This is a genomic window from Deltaproteobacteria bacterium (assembly GCA_016234845.1).
GTDB lineage: Bacteria > Desulfobacterota > Deferrimicrobia > Deferrimicrobiales > Deferrimicrobiaceae > JACRNP01.
Genome location: JACRNP010000123.1, coordinates 1 through 11,327, shown reverse-complemented (window position 1 = coordinate 11,327; position 11,327 = coordinate 1). Strand labels below are relative to the sequence as shown.

The following is an 11,327-nucleotide window of genomic DNA, read 5'->3' as shown; positions in this document are numbered from 1 at the left end:
TTCCTGCGGCAGCGCGGTCATCGTGACCGGGACCACGTTCACGGTGGGGGTGATCCTCTGGGTGTTCTCCGACCTCCGGTTCCAGGCGACCATGGGGATCCTGCTGGCGTTCATGTTCGTCATGAACATGGTGACCTCGATTCTTGTCCTGCCGATCCTGATCGACGTGGTGAAGCCCAGGGACATCTTCTCCTGTCTGGACGAGCTGTCGGCCGAGAAGTCCCCGGAGGAAGCCGCGTGCCGGGTTGCCGTAAAATAGCAGGCAGGGTCCGGAACCGGCGCGGCGGCCGGGGGGAGGTGTGAAGTGATCCGCGTGAACTATGTCCTGAAGAGGACCCCCGGGATGTCCCGGGAGGAGTTCCGCGACTATTTCCGCAACGTCTACGGTCCGCTCGTGGCGAAGCACCAAAGCACCCTGGATCTTCACCGGTACGTCCAGTCGTACACGTTCCTCGACGATCCCGTAGGGGAGGCGCTCCGCGTCGCGAGGCCGGAGATGCACGAGCCTTTCGACGGAACCGCCGCCTGCTGGTGGGGGACCCGGGATCGGATGGCCTCCGCCCTGGCCTCTCCCGCGGGCGTGGCGGCCATCGATGAATTGGTGGAATGCGAGCGGAAGTTCGTCGATCATTCCGGATCGTCCATCTTCCTCGCCAGGGAAGTTCCGCAGATCAACCCCATGCCGGAGGACGGAATCCTCGCCCGGAGCGGGAGTCCCGTCGTCAAGCTGATATACGTCCTCCACGCCCTCCCGGCCCTCGGACGGGACAAGTGCCACGAATGGTGGCAGTCGCGCCACGGAGCGATCACGCGTCGCTACGGCGCGGCCATGGGGTTCCTCCGCTACATCCAGAGCCACTCTTTCGACGATCCGATGAACGACGCCCTGAGGACCCGCCGGGGCACCCTGGCGCCGTACGACGGACTGACGGAGGTCTGGTTCGACCGTCTGCACCTCGCCGACGTCATGCGGAATCCCGAGTGCGAGGGGGCGGAGGGGTTCGATATGCTTCTTGCGGACGAGTACAAGTTCGTCGACCTGTCGCGGTCCAGCACCTGGTTTTCCAAGGAGCACGTCCTGGTGGAGCGGTAGCGGGCGGGACGGGTCGGCGGGAAGGGGGGCAAGGATGGGAAACATATTCATCACGGGTGGAAGCCGGGGGATGGGGCGCGCCGTGGCGATGAAATTCGCCAGGGAAGGCCACAACGTCGCGATCACGTTCGAAAAGAACCGGACGGCGGCCGAAGAGGTGGTCTCGCAGGTCCGGTCGCTTGGGAAGGACGCGCTCGCGCTGGCCATGGACATCGGGCGTCCCGAGTCCATCGACGCCGCGTTCGACGCGTTCGAGACGCGTTTCGGCAAGCTGGATTACCTGTTCAACAACGTGGGGATATTCCTCGGCCAGAAACCGCTGGCCGACCAGACCTGGCAGGGTTGGGAAACCCTCCTGCGGGTGAACGTCATCGGGCAATGGTACTGCACCCGGCGGGCCGTCCGGAACATGGCGAAGAACGGCGGCGGCTCCATCGTGTACAACTCCTCCATTTCCGGGACCGTCGCATTCCCGGGAGCGGCCGACTACGCCGCCTCCAAGCACGCCGTCGTGGGAATGGTGAAGGGGCACGCGATCGAATGCGCGCCGCTGAAGATCCGGGTCAACGGGATCTGCCCCGGTTTCTTCAGGACGGACATGTTCGACGAATATTTCGGCGCGGCCGCCGAATACCTTTCGGACACGAAGATCCCGGCCCGGCGCATCGGGACCGTCGAGGAGCTGGCGGGACTGGCGTACTGGCTGCTGGTGGAGGGAACGTACTGTTACGGCGAGAACATCGTGTTCGACGGCGGCATGACCATCGGGCCCATGGCCGTGCCCGAATAGGGACCGCCAGGCGTCCGGCAGGGGCAAAGAGCACACAGGAGGAGGAAAGGATGCCCGGAAAGAGGATCTTCACGAAAGCGGAGTTGGCGGAATTCTCGAAGGACTGCATGGACCTCGCCCTGGAGGCGCTCGAGAGGGGGGACGTCGAGAAGGCCAGGTTCTGGTGCAGGAAGCAGAAGGAGACGAAGGACGTCATCCACGACCTGTATCTTCACTGGATCACCGCCCTGCTGTCGTCGATCCACGACCGGTGGGGGGAGGATTCCGCGGTATCCGTGCTGAAGGAAACCTCCTGCCTGGGGCCTTCCGGCTGGTCGCGCCCGTTCCTCGACGCGAGAGCGAAGATCCTCGAAGAGAAGGGGATGCGGGGGTGGATCGAATACATCATGGACGTCTGGCGTCAGCACACGATGCACATGCCGCCGGGGATGACCATGGAAGAGGACGACGAGAAATTCATCCTGACGATGAACCCGTGCGGCAGCGGCGGCCGGCTGGTCAACATGGGGGCCTACGACGGCCCCTTCGGCTACCGCAAACTGAAGAAGGCCGGACCGCACACCTGGGGCGAGGAGAACGTCCCGATCTATTGCGCGCACTGTCCCATCGTCCACGAAGCCTACCCGGTGGACGTCGCCGGGGCCGGCGCGCAATTCTGGATCCACGTCTCCCCGTTCCCGAAGAAGCCGGGAGATCCCTGCGTGTACCACATCTACAAGGACCCGAAGAAGATCCCGGCGAAGTATTACGACCGCATCGGCAGGAAGAAGCCGGAATGACGTGCCGGCCGCCGACGCCGCGGAAGGGGACAGTCGCATGAAAGGCAAGGTGGCGCTGGTGACCGGGGGCGGTTCGGCACCCCGGAGGATGTCGCCTCGACCGCCGTCTGGCTGTGCTCCGGAGAGGCATCCTTCATCACCGGGCAGACCTTCGCCGCGGACGGAGGGTACACCCTCCCGTAGGAGAATCCGGACCCGGCGGCGGGAAACGGCGACGATCCGCATCGCGAACCATGGAGGTGCCCGACGGTGAGAGAGCACGGAAACAGGACGTTCACGGACGCGCAGCTCGAGGAGATGGGGAAGAACTTCAACCGGCTCGCCCTGGAGGCGCTGGATCGGGGCGACATCGAAGGCGCCCGGCACTGGGTCCGGAGGAACGAGGAGACCAAGGAATACATCCACGACATGTACGTGGCGTTCGTGCCGAGGCTCCTCTCCATCATTCACGAGCGGTTCGGCGAAGAACAGATCCCGGGGATCCTGAAGGAGGCGGTGAAGTCGTTCATCGAGCCGCTTTACGCCTGCAAGCGGACCCTGCTGGAACAGGGCGGGATGAAGGCCTGGATGGAATTCATCGTGGACGTCTGGCGGCAGCATTGCGGTGCGTGGACCGTCGCGGAGGACGACGAGAAATTCATCATGACGCAGGATCCGTGCGGCAGCGGCGGGCAGATGGTGAACCGCCGGATCTACGACGGCATCCTCGGGGAAAGAAAGTACACGAAAGCCGGATTCCACACCTTCTCGAAGGACGGGATGCCGCTGTACTGCGGCCACTGCGTCTGGGGGCACATGGTCCTGCCGATGCAGGCGACCGGCGAGCCGTTGTGGTGCCACGACCACGAGAATCCGTTCCCCCGGAACCCCGGCGATCCGTGCGTCCACTTCTTCTACAAGAATCCAAAGGACATCCCGGAAAAGTTCTTCGACATGGTCGGGATGAAGAAGCCGTAGCGGGAGGAGAGATGGGGATGGGAGGGAAGGTTCTCGTCGTCGGCGTCGGGATGGTGCCGTTCGCAAAACCCGGGAAAAGCGATTCCTACGATTTGATGGGGTCCAGCGCCGGCCGGGCGGCCTTGAAGGACGCGGGGATCGACTACTCCCGGGTGGAACAGGCGTACGTCGGGTACGTCTACGGCGATTCGACGTGCGGTCAGGCCGCGGTGTACGCGATGGGCCTGACCGGGATCCCGGTGGTGAACGTGAACAACAACTGCGCCACCGGATCCACGGCGCTGTTTCTGGCTCGCCAGGCGGTGGAGAGCGGATCGGCGGAATGCGCGCTGGCCATGGGGTTCGAGCAGATGACGCCGGGGGCGCTGGTGGAGAGGTGGACGGATCGCCCCACGCCGCTATCCCGGTTCATCGACACCCTGCGTCGCCTCGGGGGATGGGACGACTCCATCCCGATGGCTCCGCAGCTGTTTTGCGCGGCCGCGCGGGAATACCGGGAAAAATACGGGATACGCCCGGAGTCGTTCGCGAAGATCTCCTGCAAGGCGCGGAAGCACGCGGCGAACAACCCGTTCGCCATCTTCCGGCAACCGGTCACGGTGGAGGAAGTCCTCGCCTCGCCGATGGTCGCCGAGCCGCTGACCCGGCTCCAGTGCTGCCCGCCCACGTGCGGGGCGGCCGCCGCGGTGCTCTGCTCCCCCGCGTTCGCCCGGCGGCACGGGCTGGACACGCGGGTCGCCGTCGCCGCGCAGGCGATGACGACGGACCGCGAGGACTCCTTCGCGGAGAGCCCGATGCACGTCATCGGCTACGGGATGACCCGAGACGCCGCGAGAAAGGTGTACGAAACCGCCGGGATCGGCCCGGAAGACGTGGACGTCGCGGAACTGCACGACTGCTTCACAGTGAACGAGCTGATCTCCTACGAGGCGCTGGGACTCACCCCCGAGGGCACGGCGGAGAAGTTCATCCACGACGGCGACAACACGTACGGAGGCAAGGTGGTCACCAACCCGTCCGGCGGGTTGCTCTCGAAGGGACACCCCTTGGGCGCCACGGGCGTCGCCCAATGCGCCGAGCTGGTCTGGCAGCTCCGGGGGCAGGCCGGTTCCCGGCAGGTCGAAGGCGCCCGCCACGCCCTCCAGCACAACCTGGGGCTCGGGGGCGCCTGCGTCGTCACGCTGTACGGCGCGGACTGAGCGCGCCCCAACCGGCAGGAGGCATCCGTCATGGGAAAACTGGAAGGGAACGTCGCGATCGTTTCCGGCGCGGGCCGGGGCATCGGCCGGGCGATCGCGCTGAAGCTGGCCCGCGAGGGGGCACGCGTCGTGGTCAACGACCTCGACGAGGGGCCCGCGGACGAGACGGTGATGGCGATCCGGGCAGGCGGGGGCGAGGCGATTCCCTGCGCGGGGAACGTCACCGCCGGGGGGTTCGCGGAACGGTTCGTCCGGGCGGCCATCGAAGCCTTCGGAGGGCTCGACATCATCGTCAACAACGCGGGTTACACGTGGGACAGCGTCGTGCAGAAGATGACGGACGAACAGTGGGAGGCGATGCTGGCCGTCCACCTGACGGCCCCGTTCCGGATCCTGCGGGCGGCGACCCCCTTCATCCGCGACTCCGCGAAGAAAGAGGCGAAGGAAGGCAGGGAACGGTTCCGCAAGGTGGTGAACATCTCCTCGGTCGCCGGCCTGGGCGGGAACGCGGGGCAGGCCAACTACGCCGCCGCCAAATCGGGCCTGACCGGCCTGACCCAGACATTATGCAAGGAATGGGGACGGTACAAGGTCAACGTCAACTGCGTGGCCTTCGGCCTGATCCGGACCCGGCTGACCCAGCCGCTGACGGGCGGGGAGGCCACGATCCGGGTGGAGGAGAAGGAGATCCATGTGGGGATCCAGCCCGGGTTCATCCAGGCGATGGAGGATCAGCTGATCCCCCTGGGGCGGGCCGGCACCCCCGAGGAGGCGGCGGACGCGGTCTACCTCTTCTGCTCCCCGGAATCCAACTACATCAGCGGCCAGACGATCGTATGCGGCGGCGGGCTGAAATGGTAGCGGGGGGAGGCGCGTGATCCGCCTGGACCGGGTCGGGAAATCCAACGGCGCGACGGTGCACGAATACGACGATCGCGACGTCATCCTGTACCACCTGGGGATCGGGGCGCGGCCGGAAGACCTGGAATTCGTCTACGAAGGGGCGAACGGGGGGCTGAAGGTCTGCCCGACGTACGCCGTCGTCCCGATGTTCGCCCCGATGGTCAACCTGCTGCCCCGGTTCAACGTCCCGTTCCGGAGCGTCCTGCACGGGGAGCAGGCCATCACCCTGGATAAGGCCATACCGCCCCGGGGGACGATGCTCACGACCGCGCGGGTGCCCGCCGTCTACGACAAGGGGAAGGCGGCGCTCCTCGTCGTCGAGACGGAGACGACCGACCCGTCCGGGAAACGCCTTTTCCGCACGAGGGCTTCCCTGTTCTGCAGGGGATTCGGAGGGTACGGAGGGGACCCCGGACCGAAGGCCACCGTCCGGGAGATTCCGAAACGACGTTCTCCCGACTTCGAGATCTCCGAGAAGACATCCGAATCCCAGGCGCTCCTCTATCGGCTTTCGGGAGACCGGAATCCGCTCCACGTCGATCCGATGTCCGCGTCCTTCGCGGGATTCCCGCGGCCGATCCTTCACGGGCTGTGCACGTTCGGTTACGTGGGACGCGCCTTGTTGCGGGGCGCCTGCGGGAACCAGGTCGAACGCCTCCAGGAGTTCGGCGTCCGGTTCAGCGCACCCGTCTATCCCGGCGAAACCATCACCACCCAGGGGTGGAACATGGGGGACGGGGCCTGGCATCTTCGGGTTTCCGGCAAGGGCGGGGAGGTTCTCACCAACGCCTACGCTCACGTCCGGGAGGAATGAGGATGTATCGGGAGGAGCACGCCATCTTTCGGGACGCCTTCAGGAGATTCATCGGCCAGGAAGTGGCGCCCCATGTGGGGGATTGGGAGCGGAACGGGATCGTTCCGCGGGACGCCTGGCGGAAGATGGGGGCGGCCGGATTCCTCTGCCCGTGGCTGCCCGAGGAGTACGGGGGAAGCGGAGCCGACTTCCTGTACTCCGTCATCATCACCGAGGAGCTTTCCCGTGCCGGAGGGATCGGCTTCATGGCGCCCCTCCACAGCGACATCGTCGCGCCGTATATCCACCATCTCGGAACGGAGGAGCAGAAGAAGCGGTGGCTGCCCAAGTGCGCCACGGGGGAGATCGTCCTGGCCGTGGGAATGACGGAGCCCGACGCGGGATCGGACCTGGCCGGGATCAAGACCCGCGCGGAGCGGGACGGAGCCGATTACGTCATCAACGGGGTAAAGACATTCATCTCGAACGGGATCAACGCCGACCTCGTGATCGTCGCGTGCCGGACGGAGAAACACGCCAAGGGCTCCCGGGGAATCAGCCTGATCTGCGTCGAGCGGGACTCCCCGGGATTCCAGAGGGGGAGGAAGCTCGAGAAGATGGGGCTGCACTCCCAGGACACGGCCGAGTTGATCTTCGAGGATTGCCGGGTGCCGGAGTCGAACCTCCTGGGCGAGGAGAACCGGGGATTCGCCCATCTGATGGACCATCTCCAGCAGGAGCGCCTCGTCTGTTCCGTCATGGCCCAGGCGATGGCCGAATCCATGCTGGAGATGACGATCCGGTACACCCGCGATCGCAAGGCGTTCGGGAAGCCGGTGTGCAGCATGCAGCACAACGCCTTCAAGATCGTGGAGATGGCGACAGAGGTCGAACTGGGCCGGGCTTTCCTCGACCGGCTCATCGGGAGGCACATGCAGGGGGATTCCGCGGTCACGCAGGTATCCATGGCGAAGGCGTGGATACCGGAAATGGCCAACCGGGTGGCGTATCACTGCCTGCAGCTTCACGGGGGGTACGGCTACATGGAGGAGTATCCGATCTGCCGTTTCTACCGCGACGTGCGGGTCATCGCCATCTTCGCCGGCACCACCGAGATCATGAAGCACATCATCGCCAGAAACATGGAACTGACATGAGGGGTGCGGGGCAAGGCTTCCCTTGAAAACCTTCGGCAGGGAAATCCTGTGGAACCTGCCGCCGTCGACCGCCGGGGTCATGTACCTCCTCCTCGTGGGCGTCCTCCTCCTCTTCTGGTGGAGGATCCTCTCCCGCATCCGGGCATACCGGCGGGGACGGCCCGAAAGGGAATACCGGCTGGACCGCCCGGGAAAGCGGGCGCTGGAGTTCCTCCGGAACGGCCTCGGCCAGCGGAAAGTGCTGGAGAAGAGTCCGGGAGGCCCGATCCACCTCGCCATCTTTTCCGCGTTCCTGGCCCTGTTCCTCGTCACCTGCATCGTCGCCGTGGAGTTCGATTTCGGCGTCCGGATCCTGGACGGGCGGTTCTACATCGCGTTCAAGCTGTTCGCCGAGACGTTCGGGGCGGTCCTGATCGTGGGAGTCGTCGCGGCGCTCGCCCGGCGCCTTGCCCCCCGGCCCGACCCCCCGACACGGGACGCCGACGACCTGGGACCGCTTCTCCTGATCCTGGGGATCGCCCTCACCGGCTTCCTCGTCGAGTCGCTGCGGATCGCCGCGACGAAACCCGGGGCGGCGCCTTGCTCCTACGTGGCCAACGCCGTCGCGCGGCTTTTCTCCGGGTCCTCCGTCCCGGACCTTCTCCGATGGCACCGCGGCATCTGGTGGACGCACCTCCTCCTGGCGTTCGGATTCGTCGCGGCGGTCCCGTACGGCAAGATGCTGCACGCCATCGCCGGGCCTGCCAACATATACCTCCGTTCGTTCCGCCCGGCGGGGGCCCTGCAGCCGATCCCCGATTTCGACGGCCTGGAGACGCTCGGAGCGGGCGCGATCGGGGATTTCTCGTGGAAGCAGCTTCTCGACCTGGACGCCTGCTCGCGGTGCGGGCGATGCGAAGCGGCATGCCCGGCACACGCGACGGGGAAATCGTTAAGCCCTCAGAAGGTGATCCGCACCCTCGGGGAACGGTCGAGGGGAAGGGATGGAACCGGCGTACCGCCGGAGGACATCTGGGCGTGCACCGCATGCGGGCATTGCCAGGCGGCCTGCCCCATGCTGATCGAGCACGTCGAGACGATCGTCGACCTGCGACGCCACCTCGTGCTCGGAAAAAGCGCGTTTCCCGCGGAGCTGGAACCGATGTTCCGGAATCTGGAGCTGCATTCCGACCCTTGGGGGTTCGGTCTCTCCCGCCGGTTGGAGTGGGCGGTGGGGATGGAGCTTGAGGCGGCCGGGAAGGAAGGGAAGGTCGACCTGGCGTACTGGGTCGGGTGCGCCGGAGCGTTCGACGAACGGTATCGGAGCGTCGCGCGGTCCATGACCCGAATCCTTGCGACCGCGGGGATCCGGTTCGTTGTCCTGGGTTCCCGGGAGCATTGCTGCGGGGATTTCGCCCGGAGGACGGGAAACGAATACCTCTTCCATTCCCTTGCCCGGAAAAACGTGGCCACCCTGAAGGAGTGCGGGGTCTCGAGGATCGTGACATCGTGCCCGCACTGCCATAACGCGCTCGGGAACGAATACGCGAACTTCGGCGCCGGGTTCGAAGTGATCGATCACACCACGTTCCTCCTCGACCTGTTGGATCGCGGCGCGATCCGCGCATCCCGCTCGATGGAAAAAACGGTCGCCTACCACGATCCCTGCTACCTGGGGAGATACCACGGGATCCACGAGCCGCCGAGGCGGGTTCTTTCGGGAATCGCCGGCATTCGGCTCGCCGAGGCGGGGCGGAGCCGGAAGGACGGTTTCTGCTGCGGGGCGGGTGGCGGCCACCTGTGGCTCCCTTCGGATGGCGCGCGGATCAACGAGCGGCGGGCTTCGGAGCTGCTTTCCCTTCTGCCGGACATCGTCGCCACCGCGTGTCCCCATTGCCTGTACATGCTCGAGGACGGGATCCGCGGGGGGGAAGCGGGGAGCGCGGTCCCGGAATGCCTCGATCTGGCCGAGATCCTGGCGCGCGCCTTATGACGCGACGGCACGCATGAAGATCGTCGTATGCGTCAAGCAGGTCGCCTTGTTCGCCGTCCGAAGCGGGGTAGACCCGGTGAAAAAACGGCTCCTCTCCGAGGAAGTCGTGTACGCCGTGAATCCGTACGACGAGGTGGCCGTCGAGGAGGCGCTCCGAACCCGGGAGAAGTTCGGGGGGAGGGTCACCGCGCTGACGCTCGGTCCTCCGCGCGCGGAGGCGGTTCTGCGGTGGTGCCTCGCGATGGGAGTCGACGAGGCCGTACACATCGTCGGGGACTCCCCCCCGGACCGGGGCCCCTGGGCGGTATCCGCGGCACTGGCGGGATTCCTCCGCGAGCGGAAGTACGACCTGGTCCTTTGCGGCAAGGTGGCCATGGACGATGAGATGGGACAAACCGGGCCGATCCTGGCCGAATGGCTGGGCCTTCCGGTGGTGACGTCCGTCGTCTCCGTCGAATTGCACCCCGGGGAAGGGAGGGCGATCCTCCGGAGAACGCTGGACCGGGGGGAGAGGGAGATCGTGGAGTGCACCCTGCCCGCGGTGTTCACCGTGGATCGGCCCCTGAACCGGCCGCGGTACCCGACCCTGCCCGGCCGCAGGACGGCCGAGAGGCACGACATCCGGCGAATCGACGGGAGCGGCCTGTTGAACCAGCCCCCGCGGGGAGAGGTATTGCCGGTCGTCGATATCGTCCGATGGGCCCCCCCGAGGATTCGGCCGAAGAAGATCCTGGCTCCCGGCGACGAGGTTTCCGCCGCGGGCCGGATGCAATGGGTCCTTTCGGGAGGGGCCGGGAAGAAGGCCGGCGGACGGCTCACCGGCGACGCCGGAAGCCTCGCCGACGGGATCATCCGGTTCCTGGCGGAGAGGGGGCTGATCTCGAGGGAGGATTGACTTCCCGCCGCCCGCTACGCCTCTTCGAGTTTCTCCCGGAACCTGCACTCAGGGCACCGCAAGGCGTACCCATCGAGGAACTTGCGGGCGGCGATCACCTTCTTCACGCCGCACCGGACGCACCGGCACAGGCAGTGCGGGTTCTCCTCCCCCTTCTCCTCGTAGAGGATCCTCCACGTCCCCACGGTCATCCCGGACAGGTCCGGGTACCGGTGCCGGTGGACTCTCCTTGCGGCCGCGCTCTCCGCGGAACACGACCGCACGGAAGCCTTTCTTTCCGCTCGTTCCATTTTCCGGGAAACCCGGCCTGGCTCAGGAAACCAGGCTGATTTCCGCGTACGACTTCGGCGCCCGCTTGGCCACCCGGCTCCGGTGCGCCGCCCGGGAGACCTCCTTGGCGACCGCGGGACCGACCTTCCGGTCGAACACGGACGGGATGATGTAGTCCTCCGACAGCTCCTCCTTCCCCACGCAGGAGGCGATCGCGTACGCCGCCGCCAGCTTCATCTCCTCGTTGATGCAGGTGGCCTGGGAGTCCAGCGCCCCGCGGAAGATCCCGGGGAAGCACAGCACGTTGTTGATCTGGTTCGGATAGTCCGAGCGCCCGGTCGCCATGATCCGCACGTACGGGGTCGCCTCCTCCGGCATGATCTCCGGGTCCGGGTTCGCCATCGCGAACACGATCGGGTCCTTCGACATCTTCTTCAGGTCCTCCACCGTGACCAGCCCCGGGCCGGCCAGCCCCAGGAACAGGTCCGCACCCGAGATCACGTCGGAGAGCTTCCCCTT

The 11,327-nt window shown here is 66.2% G+C and carries 13 protein-coding genes and 1 pseudogene; 12 read left to right on the top strand and 2 right to left on the bottom strand.

Annotation, left to right across the window (positions count from 1 at the left end):
* The 12 genes and pseudogenes from HZB86_08935 to HZB86_08880 all read left to right on the top strand — a co-directional run.
* Nucleotides 1-259 (top strand): hypothetical protein (locus HZB86_08935; protein ID MBI5905656.1); only part of this gene is annotated, 259 nt, incomplete at its 5' end.
* A gap of 45 nt (nucleotides 260-304) precedes the next feature.
* Entirely contained in the window at nucleotides 305-1,093 is a 789-nt protein-coding gene (locus tag HZB86_08930; protein MBI5905655.1) for an EthD domain-containing protein, read from the top strand.
* Nucleotides 1,094-1,127: 34 nt separating this feature from the next.
* Nucleotides 1,128-1,883, top strand: coding sequence for an SDR family oxidoreductase (locus HZB86_08925; protein ID MBI5905654.1), 756 nt, complete (start codon nucleotides 1,128-1,130; stop codon nucleotides 1,881-1,883).
* A 50-nt stretch (nucleotides 1,884-1,933) separates the two neighbouring features.
* Entirely contained in the window at nucleotides 1,934-2,662 is a 729-nt protein-coding gene (locus HZB86_08920) for a hypothetical protein (protein ID MBI5905653.1), read from the top strand.
* A gap of 69 nt (nucleotides 2,663-2,731) precedes the next feature.
* A pseudogene (locus HZB86_08915) lies at nucleotides 2,732-2,845 on the top strand (SDR family oxidoreductase).
* A gap of 66 nt (nucleotides 2,846-2,911) precedes the next feature.
* Complete coding sequence (locus HZB86_08910) at nucleotides 2,912-3,619, top strand: hypothetical protein (GenBank protein MBI5905652.1); 708 nt, start codon at nucleotides 2,912-2,914, stop codon at nucleotides 3,617-3,619.
* Between the two features lie 17 nt (nucleotides 3,620-3,636).
* Nucleotides 3,637-4,818, top strand: a complete 1,182-nt coding sequence (locus tag HZB86_08905) for a lipid-transfer protein (GenBank protein ID MBI5905651.1) — start codon at nucleotides 3,637-3,639, stop codon at nucleotides 4,816-4,818.
* 30 nt (nucleotides 4,819-4,848) lie between these two features.
* Nucleotides 4,849-5,679: an SDR family oxidoreductase gene (locus tag HZB86_08900; GenBank protein MBI5905650.1), complete on the top strand. Its 831-nt coding sequence runs from the start codon at nucleotides 4,849-4,851 to the stop codon at nucleotides 5,677-5,679.
* A 13-nt stretch (nucleotides 5,680-5,692) separates the two neighbouring features.
* Nucleotides 5,693-6,535 (top strand): MaoC family dehydratase N-terminal domain-containing protein, encoded by an 843-nt coding sequence (locus HZB86_08895; GenBank protein ID MBI5905649.1) that lies wholly within the window; start codon nucleotides 5,693-5,695, stop codon nucleotides 6,533-6,535.
* A complete protein-coding gene (locus HZB86_08890; GenBank protein ID MBI5905648.1) occupies nucleotides 6,532-7,671 on the top strand; it encodes an acyl-CoA dehydrogenase family protein in 1,140 nt (379 codons plus the stop codon). The genes HZB86_08895 and HZB86_08890 overlap by 4 nt, the downstream gene beginning before the upstream one ends.
* Before the next feature lie 22 nt (nucleotides 7,672-7,693).
* Nucleotides 7,694-9,643 (top strand): (Fe-S)-binding protein, encoded by a 1,950-nt coding sequence (locus tag HZB86_08885; protein MBI5905647.1) that lies wholly within the window; start codon nucleotides 7,694-7,696, stop codon nucleotides 9,641-9,643.
* 13 nt (nucleotides 9,644-9,656) lie between these two features.
* On the top strand, nucleotides 9,657-10,538 hold the full coding sequence (locus HZB86_08880) for an electron transfer flavoprotein subunit beta/FixA family protein (GenBank protein ID MBI5905646.1): 882 nt from the start codon (nucleotides 9,657-9,659) through the stop codon (nucleotides 10,536-10,538).
* Nucleotides 10,539-10,552: 14 nt separating this feature from the next.
* Here the strand turns inward: HZB86_08880 and HZB86_08875 are convergent, their stop codons facing one another.
* Nucleotides 10,553-10,801 (bottom strand): hypothetical protein, encoded by a 249-nt coding sequence (locus HZB86_08875; protein MBI5905645.1) that lies wholly within the window; start codon nucleotides 10,799-10,801, stop codon nucleotides 10,553-10,555.
* A 49-nt stretch (nucleotides 10,802-10,850) separates the two neighbouring features.
* Nucleotides 10,851-11,327 (bottom strand): NAD-dependent malic enzyme (locus tag HZB86_08870; protein MBI5905644.1); only part of this gene is annotated, 477 nt, incomplete at its 5' end.

Excerpts from the sequence above, each read along its gene's own strand:
- HZB86_08925 (MBI5905654.1), top strand. The coding sequence starts at position 1,128 with ATGGGAAACATATTCATCACGGGTGGAAGCCGGGGGATGGGGCGCGCC.
- HZB86_08920 (MBI5905653.1), top strand. The coding sequence starts at position 1,934 with ATGCCCGGAAAGAGGATCTTCACGAAAGCGGAGTTGGCGGAATTCTCG.
- HZB86_08905 (MBI5905651.1), top strand. The coding sequence starts at position 3,637 with ATGGGAGGGAAGGTTCTCGTCGTCGGCGTCGGGATGGTGCCGTTCGCA.
- HZB86_08900 (MBI5905650.1), top strand. The coding sequence starts at position 4,849 with ATGGGAAAACTGGAAGGGAACGTCGCGATCGTTTCCGGCGCGGGCCGG.
- HZB86_08890 (MBI5905648.1), top strand. The coding sequence starts at position 6,532 with ATGAGGATGTATCGGGAGGAGCACGCCATCTTTCGGGACGCCTTCAGG.
- HZB86_08880 (MBI5905646.1), top strand. The coding sequence starts at position 9,657 with ATGAAGATCGTCGTATGCGTCAAGCAGGTCGCCTTGTTCGCCGTCCGA.